15 protein-coding genes are annotated in these 20,622 nt (G+C 40.5%); 8 read left to right on the forward strand and 7 right to left on the reverse strand.

Annotated features, from left to right (window positions below; all coding sequences use genetic code 11):
* The first annotated feature begins 3 nt into the window (after positions 1 to 3).
* The 4 genes from TY87_RS19415 to TY87_RS19430 all read left to right on the forward strand — a co-directional run bounded on the left by TY87_RS19415 (position 4) and on the right by TY87_RS19430 (position 7,801).
* Positions 4 to 3,135, forward strand: coding sequence for a Z1 domain-containing protein (locus tag TY87_RS19415; protein WP_100188332.1), 3,132 nt, complete (start codon positions 4 to 6; stop codon positions 3,133 to 3,135).
* Entirely contained in the window at positions 3,132 to 4,094 is a 963-nt protein-coding gene (locus tag TY87_RS19420; RefSeq protein ID WP_100188333.1) for a PD-(D/E)XK motif protein, read from the forward strand. The genes TY87_RS19415 and TY87_RS19420 overlap by 4 nt, the downstream gene beginning before the upstream one ends.
* The gene (locus TY87_RS19425; RefSeq protein WP_100188334.1) at positions 4,095 to 5,948 is read left to right on the forward strand and encodes an AIPR family protein; all 1,854 of its coding nucleotides are present in this window, start codon (positions 4,095 to 4,097) and stop codon (positions 5,946 to 5,948) included.
* A 320-nt stretch (positions 5,949 to 6,268) separates the two neighbouring features.
* Entirely contained in the window at positions 6,269 to 7,801 is a 1,533-nt protein-coding gene (locus TY87_RS19430) for a DNA cytosine methyltransferase (RefSeq protein ID WP_100188335.1), read from the forward strand.
* Positions 7,802 to 7,820: 19 nt separating this feature from the next.
* Here TY87_RS19430 and TY87_RS19435 read toward each other — a convergent pair whose 3' ends face one another.
* The 3 genes from TY87_RS19435 to TY87_RS19445 form a co-directional block, all read right to left on the reverse strand.
* Positions 7,821 to 8,159, reverse strand: coding sequence for a hypothetical protein (locus TY87_RS19435; protein ID WP_100188336.1), 339 nt, complete (start codon positions 8,157 to 8,159; stop codon positions 7,821 to 7,823).
* 26 nt (positions 8,160 to 8,185) lie between these two features.
* Positions 8,186 to 9,409, reverse strand: coding sequence for a tyrosine-type recombinase/integrase (locus TY87_RS19440; RefSeq protein WP_100188337.1), 1,224 nt, complete (start codon positions 9,407 to 9,409; stop codon positions 8,186 to 8,188).
* A gap of 200 nt (positions 9,410 to 9,609) precedes the next feature.
* On the reverse strand, positions 9,610 to 10,476 hold the full coding sequence (locus tag TY87_RS19445; RefSeq protein WP_100188338.1) for a YicC/YloC family endoribonuclease: 867 nt from the start codon (positions 10,474 to 10,476) through the stop codon (positions 9,610 to 9,612).
* 214 nt (positions 10,477 to 10,690) lie between these two features.
* Here TY87_RS19445 and rph point away from each other — a divergent pair, with 214 nt between their 5' ends.
* The 4 genes from rph to TY87_RS19465 all read left to right on the forward strand — a co-directional run bounded on the left by rph (position 10,691) and on the right by TY87_RS19465 (position 15,536).
* Positions 10,691 to 11,410, forward strand: coding sequence for a ribonuclease PH (gene rph, locus TY87_RS19450; protein ID WP_012072021.1), 720 nt, complete (start codon positions 10,691 to 10,693; stop codon positions 11,408 to 11,410).
* Between the two features lie 272 nt (positions 11,411 to 11,682).
* Positions 11,683 to 12,477: a substrate-binding periplasmic protein gene (locus TY87_RS19455; protein WP_100188339.1), complete on the forward strand. Its 795-nt coding sequence runs from the start codon at positions 11,683 to 11,685 to the stop codon at positions 12,475 to 12,477.
* 23 nt (positions 12,478 to 12,500) lie between these two features.
* Positions 12,501 to 14,915 carry a sensor domain-containing protein gene (locus tag TY87_RS19460; protein WP_100188340.1) on the forward strand — a complete coding sequence of 805 codons (2,415 nt, stop codon included), beginning with the start codon at positions 12,501 to 12,503 and terminating at the stop codon, positions 14,913 to 14,915.
* Positions 14,916 to 15,020: 105 nt separating this feature from the next.
* Positions 15,021 to 15,536 (forward strand): hypothetical protein, encoded by a 516-nt coding sequence (locus TY87_RS19465; protein ID WP_072839422.1) that lies wholly within the window; start codon positions 15,021 to 15,023, stop codon positions 15,534 to 15,536.
* Between the two features lie 124 nt (positions 15,537 to 15,660).
* Here the strand turns inward: TY87_RS19465 and ushA are convergent, their stop codons facing one another.
* From ushA to TY87_RS19485, 4 genes are all read right to left on the reverse strand, one after another.
* Positions 15,661 to 17,268, reverse strand: coding sequence for a bifunctional UDP-sugar hydrolase/5'-nucleotidase UshA (gene ushA, locus TY87_RS19470; protein WP_100188341.1), 1,608 nt, complete (start codon positions 17,266 to 17,268; stop codon positions 15,661 to 15,663).
* Positions 17,269 to 17,516: 248 nt separating this feature from the next.
* Positions 17,517 to 18,626 (reverse strand): ABC transporter ATP-binding protein, encoded by a 1,110-nt coding sequence (locus tag TY87_RS19475; protein ID WP_100188342.1) that lies wholly within the window; start codon positions 18,624 to 18,626, stop codon positions 17,517 to 17,519.
* Positions 18,627 to 18,728: 102 nt separating this feature from the next.
* Complete coding sequence (locus tag TY87_RS19480) at positions 18,729 to 19,631, reverse strand: carbohydrate ABC transporter permease (RefSeq protein WP_100188343.1); 903 nt, start codon at positions 19,629 to 19,631, stop codon at positions 18,729 to 18,731.
* Entirely contained in the window at positions 19,624 to 20,553 is a 930-nt protein-coding gene (locus TY87_RS19485) for a carbohydrate ABC transporter permease (RefSeq protein ID WP_100188344.1), read from the reverse strand. Before TY87_RS19485 ends, TY87_RS19480 begins: the two co-directional genes overlap by 8 nt.
* Positions 20,554 to 20,622 lie beyond the last annotated feature (69 nt).

Below are 20,622 nucleotides of genomic sequence, written 5' to 3' on the forward strand. Positions count from 1 at the left end.
GATATGGATAGCTATCGTTTTAAATACCAAGATGCGATAAAAGATAAAATTAAAGAGCACTTAAAAACATCGAGTTTTGAATCTTTAGACGCCGTACGTTCAGGATTAAAAGATGAAATATTTTATAGTTTAGCAATCGTTGCTGAGCATTTAAATTGGCCGAATATAGATAGAGAAACCTTTGAGAGTTACTTTGAAGTTGTTAGAAAAGAAGTTCAATCAAATCATGTAACAACAATTAAAGCTCCCAACCTTTTATCAAAGAATAAATCAACTTGGTTAAATGATTCTCGAGAGAATGAAATCACATGGAATTACACTGAAAGGTACTTAGAGTATTTACGTGGAAAAGGGCGTGCAGAATCAGTAGTAGAAGAAATTAAAAACTCTAGCTTTAAAATTTTAAGTAAATTGGCAGACCCTAAGAGTCAATCTCCTACTTTTATTAAAGGGCTTGTCGATGGTGATGTACAGTCAGGTAAAACAGGTAATTTTAATGCTGTAATCAATAGAGCACTAGATTCTGGTTATAAGCTGATTATAGTTTTATCTGGAATCATGGATGACCTCAGGTCACAAACGCAAGCTCGGATAGACACAGACATAATTGGAGATGGTAAAGGTGTTGGCCTTAGACAAGCTTTTGGACATCAAGGTGATGAAAGTGTTTTCCAAGTTGTTTCAATTACCTCTGAAGAGGCTGATTTTAATAGACCTTTAGCTGATGCTAACTTCTCATTAAATCAAACTAATATCATGGTTTGTAAAAAAAACGTCAGCATATTGAAAAACATCTTACTTTGGTTAAAAGACAACTTGCCTAAAGGTACAGCAAAACACAGCCTACCTTTATTGATTATTGATGATGAAGCAGACAATGCTTCGCTTAACAATGAAGGCTATAAAGGTCAAAACTATGCATCTAAAATTAATGGTCATATTAGATCTATATTAGGTATCTTTCATAAAAAGTCTTATTTGGGGTACACAGCCACTCCATTCGCTAATGTCATTCAGGATAGAAATACAGCATCAGAAGAAAAGTGGAGTATTCTTGATAAGTCAAATAAAATGATAACAGAATCCTTATTTGACCCAGTTGATAATCTATTTCCTGATGACTTTATATTTCTGTTAGATACGCCTACCAATTATATCGGGGCACATCGGGTTTTTGAAACATTACAGCACTGCCAAAAACTTCCGATTGTATTTGATATTGATGACTATACAGATGATTTTCCAAGTCGAGTAATGGAAGATGGTGATAAAATAATTGGTGTCGAACGGTTTGATAATAAACAAGACTGGGAAAGTAAAGTAGGCAAGTTTGGTAACTATTTAAACTTCACTTCATTTGGTGAATACAAAAAAGGCACTCGAGCTTCAAAATCTGTCGATAATTTCCCAATTGATTTACCTAACAGTATTAAAGATGCTGTAATGTGCTTTGTTCTTGGCATTGCAGTCAGAGAAACCAGGCGAAAAGACCTTATTCTCTCTAAAGTATATCAACCCCATAATACTATGCTTGTACATATTTCAAGATTCACTTCATGGCAAAATAAATCTAGTAAATTGATTAATGACTTTTATAGCTATATCAATACTAGCTTGAAAATGGATAAGCCAAATGGGGAAAATTCGATCTATCGAAAATTTGAAAAAGTTTGGTCTGATTATTACGCTGAAATTGTCGGATCTATTCATAGCTACTTGCCAAAAAATTATGTCGATGACTACATGCAGCCTGTCACCTTTAATTCTATAAGTCCTTTATTAGTGGATGCAGTGTCAAATATTGAGGTTCTGGCGCTAAACAGCACTACAGGAAATGAGCTTAAATACCAAGATGAAAAACCTCGCAAAGTTATCGCTATTGGGGGGAATAGATTATCTAGGGGCTTTACTCTTGAAGGCTTAACAGTTAGCTATTTTGTACGTTCGACAAACTATTCTGACTCTCTTTTGCAAATGGGCCGATGGTTTGGTTATCGGCCGGGTTATTTAGATTGCTGTAAATTGTTTACATCTAGGGATTTAATTTCTAAATATGATTCAACATCCCTATGTATAGATGAGTTAAAAGAAGAATTCAAAAAGATGGATCAAAAGGGAGCTACGCCAAGAGAATTTGAATTAAGGGTTAGAAAGCATCCTGGAGTTTTAAAAATTACTCGTCCAACTATTTTGAAAAACACTACAAGCATAAAGTGGTCGTACCAAGACTCTCTAGTAATGACAACAGAGCTTGATATTTCTAAAGAAAAAATTAGTAACGTATGGGCAGATTTTAAAACGATAGTTTCACCTTTGTTTTCTGCTGCAAAAAAAATAGATTCATTACTTGCTATCACAGTATCATCTAAAGAACTCATTAAAATTATTGAATCAAATAACAATTTTGATGAGGCTAGAAATAACCTAATAAAACAATATGTAAATAAATGTGTTGAAAAAAACTTACTAACATCTTGGACTATAGCAATTAAACTGACAGGTACAGCTACTAAAGATAGTGGTTTAGGAATACTCACCTCTGATGAAACAGGCTTACCTAATGATGTTCAATTAGCAATTCGACGTGGGCCCGCTCAAGAAAAAGGAAATCATTTTTATGATGAGTTCATAAAAGATCAGATCTTTAAACCTACTGGTTCATCTGCGAATATAATGAGCGGAGGAAAAGATATGACGGTTGCACTTGAAAAGGACCAAATACTTTTAGCTGAAAAAGAATTTATCACTCAAAAAGTTTCTGAAATTTTAAAATCTGAACCAAATATAAGCGAAGCAGAGGCTCTAATAAAAGCTCAACTAAAAACCAAACCGGAAAGAATATATCGAGAAAAGCTAACTCAAAACCAAGGTGTGCTTATATTTTATTTATTTGATCCCTACTACGTTTTCAATCAAGTTCCTGGCAACATAGACACTAATATTCAAAATCTATTGAAAGAAAGAGGCCAATTACTTAATGAACCATTGGTCGGTATGGCAATGGGTTTCCCTCCAATATCAAGAAAGCTAGACCCTTGTGGAGAGTATGTTAAAGGTGATTATGATCTAGAAATATCAGATGAAGATCAAGATGAAGCTTCGGATGACTTATTACCAACAGATGCGGAGATATGATGGAGTTAAGTGATAAATGGAAGCTATTAGAATCTCAAGAGATTGATTCTGGTTTAAGTACAATCAGATTTGAGTCTAGTGGGCCGTTAGAGGTTTTTTTGGCTGTTGACGAAAAATCGAGTCATGCGATATTGATTTATCTTCCTTCCTCATTTACTCCTAAATTTGATGCTCTAAATAACGATAACTTGGAGTTGTTTTTTGTCAAACAAGGGCATTATCTCCAAATTAAATTATTAGACTCAGACTTTACATCATTGTTCGATGACCTAATTATTTCTTTAATTTATTCAATAAAAAACACTGTCAACGCAGAGGAAGCATCTAAAAACTTCATAACTTGCTATTTAAAGTGGAGTACATTTTTTACAAAAACTTTAGATAAAAAGCTGAGCAATGAGAGAGTAATAGGGCTTTGGGGGGAATTGAGTTATTTACTAAAATTAATTCAAGATGCATGTTCAAGTGTTCCGATCGATAATATTTTAAAGTCGTGGGTAGGACCTCTTGGTGCATCACATGATTTTGAGTTTTCCAGCTCCTCAATTGAAGTAAAGACCAAGCCATTAAATTCTTGGATGATAAAAATATCTAGTGAATACCAACTCGATAATGTTGATGAAAAACCTCTCAATTTAGAAGTCATCTCTGTTATAGAGTCGGAACATGGCTTATCGCTCAAAGATTTATTTATGAAAATTAAGGAGCATATAAATAAGAAAAGTGGAGATATCACTATACTTTTATCTGCTTTAGAAAAGGAAAGTCTTAATGAGGAATGTCTGTCAAAGTATTCAAAATTTTTGTTTTCTAGAAAGGTGACAGAAACCTTCGATTGTGATGTTGATTACTTCCCCAAAATTAAATCCTCTGGGTTACATAAGGCCATTTCGACAGTTAAATACAGTTTAGATGTCAGAGAATTACAAGAGTTTAGAGTTTCACAGGAGAACTATTAGGTGGAATTAGGCACAGTATTAAATACTAGAGAAGACCTATTAAACTCTAGCAAAGATGATGACGGTTTTTTACAACAATATTTGTTGATTGATGAAGTTATGCCATTGTTATTAGAGGTTAAGGTGGTTGACTCAGAAGATATTAATCATACTTATTATCTTTCGAATGACGATAAAATCAAAATCAATGGGTATACGGTTAATAGCACTGGCGAGCGCTTACAAATATTTATAGTTGATGATAGTTACTTATCAGAAAGCAATGATGATTTCTATGTATCTCAACGAAATAACTATGAAGAACAGTTTAAGAGAGCTATTCGATTAGTTTCGTCTGCAATTAAAAAAAATCTTGAAAACGTCCAAGAATCTGAGCCTATTAAGACACTAGTTGCTAAATTAGGAAGCGAAGACGGATTGACTCAATTTGATGTTGTTGAAATATTTTTGATAACTTTATCTGCTACTGTTTCTTTTAGGGGAGAAGAGCCTCAGTTACGTACTATTAATTATAAAGATGAAAATAAAAGTTTCTCATATAGAGTTTCAGGAAAAGAAGCTCAATCAAAAGAACTTCTTTTTATCAGAAGAGTTGTTGATCTAAATTATTTGGCGAATATATATGCCTCACAAGGTAGAGCTGAGCCACTTAAAGTCATTTTTAAAGATATAATTGGCAAAAATATTGAAGTTATTAAAGCAGCTGATGAAGAGGATTTTGAATCCTACTTATGTGTTTTAGATGCACCTATTTTGGCTAATCTTTATAAAAGATATTCAAGTCAGCTATTGGAAAAGAATGTTCGTTCATTTTTACAGTTCAAAGGTGTTAACAAGGGGATTAAGAAAACTATTAAAGATGATCCAGAGAAGTTTATTGCCTTTAATAATGGTTTAACTATCACTGCTACAGAAGCAAAAACTTCTTACTACAAAAAATCACTATATCTAGAAAGCCTAGACGACTTTCAAATTGTAAATGGTGGCCAGACTACGGCTTCTATTTATTTTTCTAGTAAAGAAGGGTTGGATATTAGTAATGTAAAAGTAGTGGCTAAGATTAACATCGCCAAGACTAGTAAATCTAAGGATTTAGACGATCTGATTACTAAAATAAGTGAGTTTTCAAATAGTCAATCTAGAGTGTCTAAAGTAGACCTTCGATCTCGTAGTCCTAAATTAGTAAAGTTAAAATCACTCAGCGAAAGTGTCCTGTCCCCATCAGGAAAGAAGTGGTTTTTTGAGCGAGCAAAAGGTGACTTCAATACTCAAGTTAGGAAAAGTACAAATGGCCAGAAGTTAAAGAATGATTTTCCTCCTAAAAAACGCTTCACTAAAGAGCTTCTCGCCAAATATTATTGTGCATGGGGAGATGCACCACATCTCGTTAAAAAAGGTGGAGAGAAAATTTTTCGCATGTTTATTGAAGATATTGAGCCAGAACAGGGTGACGGTATAGATATAAACCGTGAATTCTATGAACAACTTATAGCCAAAATAATACTATTTAGGACTATGGAAGAAGTGTATGGCCAAGGAAAGAATGCTATTGGGCAGCTTCGTTCAGCGGCCGTACCATATGCTATATCTGCTATTTACAAGTGGTCTAATACTACTAATAATGGCACATTGCTTTTACAAAAAATATGGAAACAGGAATGCTTAAGTGATGGACTCATAGAGTATCTAAAAGAGCTACTATTCCTTATGAATGAACTTATTAAAAAATACTCTTTAAGTGACGATTATGGAGAGTATTCTAAAAAGGAAGAGTTGTGGGTGGCAGTAAAAAGATCATCAGAGTTAAAAGAATTCATGGCTTCAGCGAGTACAAAAGCAGCGCTCAATTTCTAAGCTATTTTAGATTAATTGGTAAAATTGACTTGTTGAGGTGGTATGGTCGAAAGTTTGGCACTTTAATAAGCTGTTAAGTAACCAAGTCTCCCCTCAAGGAAATTGTCTTATAGATCTGTGTAAGAGCATTTATTAAAGTACCGCCTCCAAGGAAATTTTTCAATTTATAGGTTACAAATAGAATTTTTTTCATGGCGACTTGAGTAACTGAAAACAAGTAAGAGCAGTTGAGGAGTAATCTAAAGAAATTAGATAAATCTATTGCTCGACAGCTTAAGCCTGGTATGATTGCCAGGCAATTTTTCGACAGTGGTAGAGTAATGGAAACTGGTGAAGTACTTGTAATAGATCTCTTTTCTGGCCCTGGTGGGCTTGGTGAAGGGATGTCGTCAGTTACAGACGAAAATGGCTATAATCCATTCAAGATTGGCGTTTCGGTCGAGAAAGAGCCCTCTGCGCATAAAACATTAACTACACGAGCATTTTATCGAAAAATTAAAGCGCTGGATGGTGGGTTAGATAGCTATTTTAAATATGTTCGTGGTGAATTAACCCGTGATGAAATTTTTAGTTTGTATCCAAAGCAAACTCAGGAAGCAATCGCTGAAACATTGCAGGAACCTAGAGCTCTTGGTGAAGACAACGAACTAATTCACGAACGAATACGTGAGTTAGTAGCTCTTCACCAAGGACCAAAAGTAGTCATCGGCGGACCGCCTTGCCAAGCCTACTCACTCGCCGGACGTTCGCGTAACGCTGGAATCAAAGGCTATAAAGCAGAAGATGATCATAGAAATTTTCTATACAAAGAATACTTAAAAGTATTGTCTATAGCACAACCTGATGTGTTTGTTATGGAGAACGTTCGTGGCATTTTATCGGCTAAAATTAATGGCGAAGCTATATTTCCTCAGATATTGGAAGACTTGAGAGATCCAGGTCGAGTAACCGGATTTCCAGATCATTTTAAATACAATATTTTCTCACTTGTTGTTCAGGCAAGTGACCTCAAAGATCCAAAATACTTAGACTCTTCAGACTTTCTTATTCGCTCAGAGAATTATGGGGTGCCACAGGCTAGACATCGCGTAATTTTATTGGGAGTACGACAAGATATAACTCGTATACCAAGTATAATTCGTCCAACAACACAGACAGTAACTGTTGAGCAAGTATTATCAGATTTACCGCCACTCCGAAGCGGATTCTCTAAACAGAAAGACTTCCAACAAAGCTGGGAAAGAGAAGTGTTAGCAAATGCTAAAAAACTAAAACTTCTGTTGAAAAAACAATTTGATAATGAAGCTGTAGATAAATTAAACCTTGAGCCTATCTTAGGGTTAGAGCGTCAAAGTAGCTTATTAGTGGAAGTGGCTCGATGTATGCCACCATATTTAGAAAACTGGTACTTAGAAAATCATCCTGGTTGTGTGTTGAACCACGCGACGCGTGGCCATATGGCATCTGATTTACTACGATATGCTTTCAGTGCTGCGTTTACCAAGTTAAGTGGCGGCACATCGCCTAAAGCGAGAGATTTCCCGGTAGAGCTAGCTCCTGATCATGGAAATTGGGATACAGGTGCTCATGCGGATCGCTTTCGTACCCAAGCAGCAAATAAGTGTGCGACTACTGTGACGAGTCATATTTCAAAGGATGGGCATTACTTTATCCACTATGACCCGAAACAATGTCGCAGCTTAACAGTTAGAGAAGCGGCACGCTTACAGACGTTTCCTGATAATTATCTTTTTGAAGGCAATAGAACTCAGCAGTATGTACAGGTGGGGAATGCTGTGCCACCGTATTTGGCACAGCAAATAGGTAGAGTTGTGTTGGAGTTGCTTAACTAAGGTGAGCAGAACGTCTTAGTTAACTGGTATGGTCATGAGAATCACTTAAGCTATTGAGAAATTGATTAAGATCTACAACTAGTTCGCTTTCAAAAATGATATCTCCACCAGATGCATAAACTTCAGGGTGTTTTTCGTCACCCTCGTTTATGGCCTTTTGAATTAAATATCGAGGGTTTGTGTCTTCACGCCGTGCGCGATCGGCATAATCAACCCATAGAACGTAGTACTGAGAGCCAACGTTAAAGTAAAAACTTGGACTGACATTGTTATGCCAACTATTGTCTTTTAGATATGGGTAGTTGTATAAATCAAAACCTAAATCGAAGCCTGCACCGAACTCACTTTTATATGACATATGTCGATTCCTCACTATATTTAAGTTTATTGATTGATAATTAGATGTAGATGCTTGGATAACGACTTGAGGGCCTCTCTCCGCTCTTCAAAGTAGTCATACTTATCATAAATACCTTCAACGCCCTTCAGCTTATGATTCAAGCACCTCTCGGCCACATGACCGGGGGTGCCTTGTTTTGCTAGTAGCGTACGGCAAGTACGGCGTAAGTCATGTACTGTAAAGTGCAGCATATCACCCATCAAATTAGGCGGTTGTTTCTTTTTGCCTGCCTCATGTCCAAATAGCTTGGTAATAGCTCTGTTAAGCGTGTCTGAGCCCATATGTAGGTTTTTGCTACTTCTACGGCTAGGCAGCACGTAATCAGAGCCAAAGCCTCTTATCTTCAGCTCATTAAGCCACTCCAATACTTCTGGTGCTAATGGAATGGTAAAGCCAACATTGGTTTTGCTACGTTCTTTTGGTAGGTGCCATAAGCCTTTCTCTAGCTCAAACTCCTCCCATTTTGCTTCACACAATTCAGATTTACGAACTCCCAAACAAACTAACAATGCACAGGCTAAGTAATTGTCGCGAGTAAAGCTCGTGCTATGTTCTCTTGCAGTATCAAAGAATTGTTTTAATTCCGCTTCTGTGAGGGTTCTGTCTTTACTTTGTTCAATGCCACCAGCGTCTCTTATGGTAAAGGCTGATGCGGGGTTACCTTGGATAAGGTCAAGTTTAATACCGTGGTTAAAAAGCTGTTTACAGTGTCCTAGTGCATCATTGGCAATGGTGGGGCGACCAGACTCGTTAATAGCGTTAATTGTGGTTCTGATATCACGAGCAGTAATTTGATCTAAACGTAGGTCGCCGATATGAGGAGCAATGTCTTTGGTGTAAACCCGTTTAGGGATATGAGGATGTTTAAGGCGTTTAACTAAGGTTGGATACCAGTCTTCAAAGAGGTCATTAACCGTTTTAATATTTTCTTGTTCAGCGCGTTTCCGTTGTAAGAGAGGATCATAACCCTCTCTTACCTGTTTCATCTTTGTAGCAGCTTCTAGGCGAGCGTTGGATAAAGAAAGGTCTTGTACCTTACCTAGCGTCATCTCACGACGTTTAGTATTTACTGTAAAACGAAGCATCCAACTTGCAGTGCCTGAAGCAGGGACAACAAGGTACAAACCCTCGCCGTCAGCATGGCGCTTCGTTTTATCGCCACCAGCTTTGATCAGCGCTTCTACTTTCTTAACAGTTAACTTAGCCATAGCCCACCTACAGTAATGCGTGATATGGGTAGGTATTTTTTACCCACCACTCAGCTTTCTACTGATTCTATCACAACCACCAAATTAACCACCATATGGTGGTGGTTAAAGGTGGTTTGTAGAATACAGGTATGGACTAATATTTAGTTTAATTTATTGATTTTAAAAAATAAAAATATAATAAAATACAGCTATAATAATTATTCAATATTCTGTATCTGTTCTCTCATTTGTTCAATCAGAACTTTCAATTCCACGGCGCTTTGTGTGGTTTCCACGACGATGGATTTAGATGAAAGCGTGTTGGCTTCACGGTTGAGTTCTTGCATTAAGAAGTCGAGACGGCGGCCGATGGGGCCTTTTTGTTGTAGCTGTCGGCGGACTTCTTTGGTGTGCGTCGCTAGGCGATCCAGTTCTTCGGCCACGTCGGCTTTTTGGGCCAGTAGGACGATTTCCGCTTCGACGCGCATTGGGTCTAGGTCGACTTTGGCGGCTTCAAGTTTATCCAGTAAGTTTTGCTTTTGCGCAGCGATGATCTCTGGCAGTTTGGCCTGTACTTCTATGATGATAGCATCGATGGCGTCTAAGCGTTGTTCGATAATTTCTTTCAGCTGCGCACCTTCGCGTAGACGAACTTGGATCATTTCGTCGACAGATTTATTAAAGAGCTCTACGACGGCTTTTTTCATCATTTCAAAGTCGCTGCCTTCGTCACTCAGAATGCCTGGCCATTTGAGAATGTCGAGTGGATTGGCAGGATCTAGATCTTTAAACCAAGTGCTTAGTGTTTCGATGGCGTTTGCCAAGGCTTGGGCATTGCTTGGATTAATGGTTAAGTTGGTAGCCGCTTTGTCTACGCCTTGAAAACGCAGTTGGCATTCCAGTTTGCCGCGGTTTATTTTTTTGCGCAGCACGTCACGAAAAGCAAACTCAAGCTCGCGGAAGTTTTCTGGTAGACGAAAGCTAGGTTCTAGGTAGCGCTGATTCACCGAGCGAACTTCCCAGCTGATGGTTCCCCAATCGTATACGGCTTCTTGGCGAGAGAAGGCTGTCATGCTTGCTGTCATCTTGAGTACCTAAGTAAAAAATTAATAGAGAGACCTTTGCACGATTACCGTGCGTGCCAATACTTTGTTAAAAATAGAGGCGATATTGTAGCCTAATGAGGCTGTGTTCGACAGGTTTGCTAAATGTCATGTTTTCCCATCGCTGGGGGCGCAATTTTGTGTGGGTTCGTTATAATTGCGCCTTTATGATGGTTTATCGACAGAGAGAGCAAGTATGCGTCCAAGCGGAAGAGAAGCAGATCAATTACGTCCACTTAAAATCACACGTAATTTTACCAAACATGCCGAAGGCTCGGTGCTGATCGAATGTGGCGACACGAAAGTTATTTGTACTGCGACTGTGGTTTCTGGTGTGCCGCGTTTTTTGAAAGGCAAGGGCCAAGGTTGGATCACAGCGGAATACGGTATGTTGCCTCGTTCTACACACAGCCGTATGGATCGTGAAGCGGCTCGCGGTAAGCAAGGTGGCCGTACGGTTGAGATTCAGCGTTTGATTGGTCGTTCTTTGCGTGCGGCGGTGGATCTTAAGAAATTGGGTGAAAACACGATCACGATTGACTGTGACGTGATTCAAGCCGACGGCGGTACACGTACAGCGTCTATCACTGGTGGCTTTGTTGCTTTGGCTGATGCTATGCGTGTATTGGTTGAGAACAAAAAAGTAAAAGAGAATCCAATCGTGTCACAAATTGCTGCGATATCTGTGGGTGTCTACAAAGGCGTTCCAGTATTGGATTTGGATTACCCAGAAGATTCTAATGCCGAAACGGACATGAACGTCATCATGAACGACAAAGGTGGCTTCATTGAGATCCAAGGTACAGCAGAAGGCGAAGCATTCAGCGACGAGCATATGATGGGCATGTTGGCAGTGGCTCGTAAAGGCATTGCAGAAATTATGGAAGCACAGCGTGCGGCCTTGTTCGACAAATAAAAGTTGATAAATAAGAACGGACAAAGAAGAGTTCGATAAATAAAAATCGAGACTCGTATATTCCGGTTTTCTAAAATCTAGCGTCGGCTAGATTTTTTTTGTCTGTTATATGGCTTGGTGGTTAGTTTTTTGCAATGTAACAATTTGCAACGAAGCAAGCTGGACGATGTATAAAGCTTGAGTCACTTTGTATTCTGCTGCATATTTGAACGATAAAAAAATAGGCTGTGACAGCCTAACTTTCCCTAGAGTAGAGAGGAGAATAGAGTTTAATGAAAGGAGCTAATCATTTTTTAATCTCTTGTACTTTGGGCTGTTTGTTAATGCCTGCCACATCTATTTATGCCGAAGAAATTGTTTTACATACTATACATTTACCGCCTCATATTATTGATTCTGCTGAATTACCACCGCCATCAGATTTTGGGAAAGTGGAGGCTGTATATGGTTTTGATGTGGATGTGTTGCGCGCAGCTTATGCAACACAAGGCGTTACGGTACGAATTGAGTTAACACCTTGGAAGCGTATTATGCGTGACGTTGAGGAGGGTTTAATATTGGGCGCAGTGTCTTGTAGACCGCTCCCTATACGCGAAAAATTCGCTTTTTTCTCAACACCTCTCAGTGATTCTGCTAATGCCTTTGTGACTCGTCGTTCTTTCTTGGATGATGATGTTTCGACCTTGGCTGTTTTAAAAAAATTCCATGTATCTGCCGTAAATGGTTGGTCTCAGACCGATATCTTGGACAGCGCAAAAATACCTTATTCTTCAGTCTCTGGATTGGATCAGGGGATTAATCTGGTGTTGCGACGCAACCAAGATATTTTCATGACAGAACGCGACAGTGCTATTTTTGCAGCCCAGCGCATGGGTGTAATAGATCAGCTTAGTTTTTATGATGTTGCTGAGTTGGGACTGGATTATTACTCTGGCTGTTTTAGTAAAAAATATCCAGATGCTGAAAAATGGCGTGATGTATTAAATAAGGGTTTGAAAGAGTTGGATGAAAACGGCAAAAGGGATGAAATATTCAAGCGATATGGATTTTCTTCCTTGCCTAATTAGCAGCCTATACACCGCGAGGGATTATGCTACCACTGCACAAGCGTCTATCTTACAAACAAGCTAAATGGGCATTAGTGCTGATATTGTTGCTTAGTCTGTCGATGAGTACTTTTCAAATTGTTATTGATTGGCAGGATGAAAAAGCCACTATCCAGAATCAAGTCATGTCGACCTTACATATTGTCGAAAATGCCGCGACGGAAGCGGCATATTCTTTAGATGAAGAGCTAGCTAAAAAAGTACTGACAGGCTTAATGCGTTCAAATAGTTTTTATAAGGCGCGCTTGGAAGACGATTTAGGTACTGAATTAGCAAGCTCGTATCGTTCTTTAGAACCTTTGTCGTTACGTTGGTTATCTGAAAAGGTGTTTAGCGGCTTGCCACAACATTTTAGTTTGCCGTTAATGCGTAACAACCATTTGTCTGTTGGAACTCTTATGGTAGCCATTGACAGTGGTACGGTAACCAATGGTTTTATCCGTCGAAATATTCGTTTAATCACTACGTCCCTAATGTCGGCTTTTTTGCTAGGTGCAGCGATGTTTATGCTGTTTTATGTGCAGATATCGCATCCACTATCACGACTAATTGATCAATTGGGCCAGTTAGAAAGAGAAGATAATGATCCCGCCCAGTTGAAATTTAAACAAACGGCTCGAGAAGACGAATTAGGAATTTTAGCGCGCACTATTACAGCGCTTTGGCATAAACGGAAGAAGGTCGAAACTGAGCTGGCAAAAAGTGAGGCGTACTTTAAAGCGGTTTTGCATCAGTCCAGTGAGTGTATGTTGCTGACGAACTTGAAAGGCCAGATATTAGATTGTAACAGCGAGACGTGCCGTTTATTAGCTTATGATAAGCCCACTTTATTAACGCTAACCATTCAAGAAATTGATCCTGAGCAAACACCTAGTTTACTTAGAGAGTGGACGAATAATTCACAGGGCGACCCTAAAATATTCGAAGCGCAGTATCGTCGCAGTAGTGGTGTAAGTTTTCCGGTTGAGGTGTGTGGGAACATCATTACTTTGGACCATGAAGCGCATTTTTTGGCGTCTTTTCGGGATATTACGCAACGTAAATTAGACCAAGAGCAAGTTAAGTTTTTGGCCTATTATGATGCTTTGACCAATTTGCCTAATCGACGATTTTTAAATCAGAACATCGAAAAAGTCATCACCACCGCACAGAATAATGGCCATATTGGTGGTTTGTTGTTTATCGATTTGGATCGCTTTAAAAATATCAATGATTCCATGGGACATCACGTTGGTGATGCGCTTTTGGTGGAAGCCTCAAAACGTATTCTAGCCTGTTTGTCACAAGCTGATATTGCGGTCCGCATGGGCGGTGATGAATTTGTGTTATTGATTCCTGTATTGGGAGGTAACGGCGAAGAAGCTCAAAGCAGAGTCACTTTACTGGCAGAAACCTTGCTGTCACAGCTATGCCAGGTGTTTCGTTTAGAGCAAACGGATTTATTTATCTCTGCGAGTATTGGTATTAGCTTGTTTCCTTTTGATGGTGCGAATGATGCGCAGATATTACGTCAAGCTGATACTGCCATGTACGAAGCGAAAGAAAGCGGCCGTAATGCATACCGTTTTTATCGACAAGAAATGCAGCAGCAAGTTGCCGAGCGAGCTGCGTTAGAAAAAGCTCTACACCGTGCGATTAGCAACGATGAGTTTTATTTAGTTTATCAGCCTCAAGTGAATGAGCATGGCCAATTGATAGGCTTTGAAGCGCTCATTCGCTGGAGTAATGAAGAGCTAGGATTAGTGCCACCAAATCGTTTTATCCCAATAGCGGAAGAAATTGGTTTAATTTACGACGTCGGAAACTGGGTTCTAGAAAATGTCTGTCAGCAATTAAAGGCGTGGCAAGATATTGGCCTTCCGCCGACTTTTAAAGGCGTGGCGATAAACATCAGTCCGTATCAGTTTGCTAAGGAGAGCTTTGTTGAAAGCGTCTGCGATGTGATCGGCCGGACTCAAGTTGATTCAAGCTTGCTCGATTTAGAAATCACCGAAGGTATGTTGGTCGAAAATATTGCTTCTGTTGCTGAAAAAATGTGGCGACTCAAAGAGCATAATATTCGTTTTTCTATCGATGACTTTGGAACTGGGTATTCGTCGCTGCGTTATTTACAGCATTTCCCTATTAACCAGCTAAAAATTGATCAGTCGTTTGTGCGAGATCTGACTAGTGATCCACAGAGTCATGTCATCATTAATACAATCGTGTCTATGGCGACTCACATGAACTTGTCAGTACTCGCTGAAGGCGTAGAGCATGAGGTAGAAAAAGATATTCTAGAAAACATGGGCTGCGCGAAATATCAGGGTTATTTCTTCTCTAAACCTGTAAAAGCCGACACAGCAACTCAATATCTCTCTGGCGATATCACGTTTCCATTGCAGTACCAAAACGCTTAATAGCAAGAATGGCGTTAAATGTCAGTCATTGTGCGCGTTTTTGCGCCTTACAATATTGTGCTTCTTTGCCATTATCTATTCACAATAAAAATAAGGAGAAGCAAGGTGAAGAAACTGATTGGTGTTGGAATCGTTGCCGCTATGGTGTTTAGTTCTGGCGCGCAAGCATCAGGCGATGTTTTAGCAGGTAAGTGGATGTTGCAAGATGCAGATAGCACTCAGGCCAAGTTAGACGTGGCGGTTGAAAACGTGGCGCAAGAGATGAACTTTTTTATTCGTGCTTTGGCGCGACCTGTGTTGAAAAAGCAAACGCAAATTTGTCAGCAATGGTTATTGGATTGGCAAGCCACACAGTTCCAGTTCCAGTGTGACGATGCTAAAGCCGATACCATACCGCTTACTGCTAATGGCGAAGTGATCAAGAAAGACGAAGAAGGCGTTGAGATCTCTGGCACGTATCAGCAAACTAGCGATGCAGTGGTTGTAGTGCTTGAATCTGAGCGAGGCAAGCGCACTAATACTTGGAAACAAGTTGGCGAGAACGAGCTGCTGTTCACCGTTAAATTAGAATCTGAAAAGCTACCGACGCCTTTGACCTGGTCTTTGACTTATAAAAGATAAGCATTACTGGGAAGTAATATTCACTGCGAATTTTATTCATGAAAAAGCCCCAATAGGTTGTTGTCTATTGAGGCTTTTTAGTAGTAGCCAATTACTTGGTTACTTTAGTGAAAAATCAATGGTATTAACGCTTAACGGCACCTGTTGGAGCAAATTTAGCGCCATCAAGTGGTGAGTTCTTCTGAATGTATTCCACTAGAACGTCTGCATCTACATAACCTGAGTTAACGTAGTTTGGATGATCAACGATTTTAGGGTAACCATCACCACCTGAAGCAGAGTAGTTGTTCATCGCGATGCGGTAAGTTTTGCTAACGTCCAGCGCTTTACCGTTGACCATGATGTTAGTCGCTTTGCCATCTTTAAGTGTCAAAGATACACCGCTGAATTGAGCAAATGCACCAGTTCCCGCTTGTTTCGCTGCTGCTGCAGAAAGGTAATCTGTTAGCTCATTGGCAGTGAAATCAACATACGACACCATGTTGCCGAAAGGCTGAACTTTCAAAACGCTTTTATAAGTAACAACACCTTTTTCTAAGTTGTCACGGATACCACCAGAGTTCATGACGCCGATATCCGCATTCACTTTTTGCTTCATTGCTAGAGCAATCAAGTTACCTAAGTTGGTTTCTTGGTTACGAACGACATCGCGGTCACCAACGAAGTCTGTGTCAGAGAAGCCAATCTCGATATTAAGCTCTTTCTGACCTTTTTCTTGGAACGGCGTTAACATATCAAGCATGGTTGGATCTTGGGCGATTTCGTCTTCAATGAAAACACGTTCAGACTTGCCATCTGCATTAGTGACTTTTTTCTTCAAGTTAACCGGAATAAGTTTGTATTGAGACCAAACAATCGCGCCATTTTTGTAGACAAAGTCTAGGCGACCTACGTATTTACCCCATTCATGCGCTTGCAGAATCAGCGTACCGTTTTGCTCATCAGGTTGGAAAAGTGGGTTTTGAGAATGGCCACCCACAATTACATCAATACCAGGAACTGTACGTGCTAGTGTTACATCGCCAGGTGCATTGCCACCGTAGTTACCATCTTGGTAGTGACCCATGTGAGTAACCGCAACGACTAAGTCAGCTTTTTTACGCAGTTCAGGGATCAATTTTTTAGCAACAGTAATAGGTGATTCGATCTTGATGCCATCTAGGAACTCAGGGTTGCCCAGTTTCGCTGTATCGTCTGTAGTGAAACCAACGACAGCGATTTTAAGATCATTTACTTGGAAGATTTTATAGGCTTCAAACAAAGGTTTGCCAGTTTTTGCATCTAAAATGTTCGCAGAAAGGAAAGGGAAGCCCGCCCATTCTTGTTGCTTCTTCAGTACAGAAAGCGGGTTGTCGAATTCGTGGTTACCCAGCGCCATCGCATCGTACTTCAGCATATTCATTCCGCGGAAATCTGGCTCCGCGTCTTGTAGATCTGATTCTGGTACACCTGTGTTGATATCACCTCCGGATAGCAATAGGGAATTACCATCGTCTAGCGCTACTTCTTCACGAATGTTGTCGATCAAGGTTTTACGAGCGGCCATGCCGTATTCGCCATTGCCGTTTTGCCAGAAACGACCGTGATGGTCATTAGTGTGCAAAATAGTGACTCGATATTCTTTGTCTTCTTGCCAATCTGGTTTTTGCGGTCCCATCATAGAACACGCAGTCACAGATAATGCGACACCAGTAATGGCCAGTTGCGTGATAAAACGCTTGGTAAAATTCATGGTTTGATTCCTTTACATGATATTAGTCGGCAGTTCTTCGATTCGAGATAACCAAATGCCACTATGGAGTTGCTTTTTTGATTACGGTTCTAAAATGTATCTCAAATTTGTGACAAGTTCGAGAGACTGTGCAGTAATTTTGACCATTTGTGCAAAAACTTGACGTTTTTCCCAAAAAAAAGCCTGCGACAGAGAGATAGACTCTGTGCAGGCTGCTTAAACGGTTACACCATTAGCAATATAAATAATTAGAGATCTAGACGTCGTCCCGTTTCTTTATCAAAAGCAACTGCTTTGGAGGTATCAAACATCATTTTGATGATGGAACCTGCGTCAGCTGGGTACATTGGGTTAGAACGACAGTTGATCTCGGCATCGTTAACACGAGTCAGAATCATGGTGTCGGCACCCATTGGTTCAGTCACTTCGACTTCGACATCTGTCGTTGTCACAAAAGGCTGCCCTTCTTTGTGCGGCTGAGGTTCAGTGATCATTTCAGGGCGCAAGCCAAGTAGGATGGTTTTACCAATGTAGTCTTTTAATGCTTCTGGTTTTGGGAATGGCAAAGCAACGGTTGTGCTGGTGGCCAGTTCCAACATAGGGACGCCATCTTGTTCGACGACCTTAGTTGGAATGAAGTTCATTGCTGGAGAACCCATGAAACCTGCAACGAACAAATTTGCTGGGTTGTCGTAGATTTCTTGTGGTGTACCAAGCTGTTGAACTTGTCCATCTTTCATTACGGCGATGCGATCTGCCAAGGTCATGGCTTCGATCTGATCGTGCGTTACATAAACAATGGTTGTGCCCAGCTTTTTATGCAGCTTCTTGATCTCTGTACGCATCTCTACGCGTAATTTGGCGTCTAAGTTAGACAATGGCTCATCAAACAAGTAAAGCTGAGGGCGACGCGCTAAGGCACGACCCATGGCAACACGTTGACGCTGACCACCAGACAATTGCGCTGGTTTACGGTCAAGTAGATGACTAATTTGTAATAGTTCCGCTACGCGCTGTACTTCAACGTCACGCTCTGCTTTTGGTACTTTGCGCATTTCCAAACCGAAAGAGATGTTTTGTTCTACGGTCATATTTGGATACAAGGCGTAAGACTGGAACACCATCGCGATATCACGATCTTTTGGGCTAGTGTAAGTCACGTCTTTGTCGGCGATGAGAATGCGACCTTCGGTTACGTCTTCAAGACCCGCAATTGAATTCATTAGCGTGGATTTACCACAACCAGATGGCCCAACCAAAATCAGGAATTCACCTGCTTTGATAGAAATATTGATGCCTTTTAAAATTTCAGTCTCGCCGTAGCGTTTTTTAACATTATCAATGACTAGGTTTGCCATGTTATTACTCCGAATTTTTTAGTTCACTCGTGCTGTGTTAGGTAAAAAGGCACGAGTGCATTTTGTCTTTATCGATGTTCGCTAGGTTGCTTAGCAGCGTTGTTAGCCTTTTACAGCACCAGCTGTTAAGCCACGGACGAAGTATTTTCCTGCAAACACGTAAACCGCCAGTGTTGGTAGAGCTGCGATAATGGCAGCGGCCATATCAACGTTGTATTCCTTACCGCCGAAGCTGGTGTTTACCAAGTTGTTCAAGGCAACCGTTACTGGCTGAGTATCAAAACCAGAGAAGGCCACACCAAATAAGAAGTCATTCCAAATCTGCGTAAACTGCCAAATCACCGTTACCACGATAATAGGCGTAGAAACGGGCAAAATGATGCGGTAGAAAATCGTAAAGAAGCCAGCGCCATCTAGGCGAGCCGCTTTTACCAATTCGCCAGGAATGGACTGGTAGAAATTACGGAAGAACAAGGTTGTAAATGCCACACCGTAAACCACGTGCACGAAGACCAAACCAGAGGTGGTATTGGCGATGCCTAACCAGCCGAGTGTTTGCGCCATTGGCAACAAGATCACTTGGAACGGAATGAAACAGCCAACTAGCATCGCCGCAAAGAAAAAGTCACTGCCACGGAATTTCCATAGAGAAATAACATAACCGTTAATAGCACCTACCAGAGTAGAAATCGCCACAGCCGGTAACACGATTTGAAACGAGTTCATGAAGTAAGGTGAGATACCACCACAACTACTACCCGTACATGCGCTTGACCAAGCTTTTGACCAAGAGTCGAAATGCAAGGAAGCAGGCAAAGAAAGTAGCGTACCAGTACGAATTTCTTCAACGTCTTTTAGCGATGTAATCAACATGACAATAAACGGCATCAGATAAAACGCTGCAACGACGATTAATACTGTGTACAAGGCAACGCGCAATACTTTGTCTAGGCCAGACGTTTTACGGCCAACAGCTTTTTTACTTGTAGAATTAAGGTTACTCATGGCGTTTACCTCGCAATTCAGAGTACAAATAAGGAACCAAAATCGCCAACACACAGCCGAGCATCACCATAGCAGACGCCGAACCTAAGCCGATTTGGCTACGAGTAAAGGTGTAGGTGTACATGAAGTTAGCTGGCAAATCAGACGCATAACCCGGTCCGCCATTGGTCAAAGCCGCGACCAAGTCGAAACTCTTAATCGCAATGTGCGAAAGAACAACCAAGGCACTAAAGAATACTGGCTTCAAAGAAGGTAGAATAATACGACGGTAAGTGGTAAACGTGCTTGCGCCATCAAGGTGTGCCGCTTTGATAAGATCACCATCAACCCCACGCAGGCCAGCTAAAAATAGCGCCATGACGAAACCAGATGCTTGCCAAACAGCCGCGATAACCAAACAGTAAATAACCATGTCTGGGTTAATCAACCAATCGAATTTGAAGTTTACAAAACCAAAGTCGACCATCATTTTTTCTAGACCGTTGGTTGGGTTAAGTAACCATTTCCAAGCGGTACCTGTAACTATGAAGGAAATCGCCATCGGGTAAAGATAAATAGTACGGATCGCGCCTTCAGCACGAATTTTTTGATCCAAGAAAATGGCCAAGGTAACGCCAAGGAACAAACAGATACCAATAAACAGGCCGCCGAAAATACCAAGGTTGGTTAGGGCTACCATCCAGCGGTCGTTATTGAATAGGCGCTCGTATTGTTCGAAGCCGACAAAATTGTACGACGGCAACATGCGAGAACCAGTGAAAGAGAGTACGGCTGTCCAAATCATATAGCCGTAGATGCACACCAAGGTAACCAGTACCGTTGGTGCCATGACGATTTTAGGCATCCAATCGGCCAAGCTTAGGCGCGCAGGACGTCCTGACTGAGTCTGTCCTGACCCAGAATTGGCGGCTTTAGTATTCATAGTTGATGCTTCACTATTCGGAGGTATTAAGACGAGGCTGGCTAGGTGGCCAGCCTCTTATGTTTACTG

The sequence above is a fragment of the Marinomonas sp. BSi20584 genome, from assembly GCF_002792415.1.
In the GTDB taxonomy this organism is placed as follows: Bacteria; Pseudomonadota; Gammaproteobacteria; order Pseudomonadales; family Marinomonadaceae; genus Marinomonas; species Marinomonas polaris.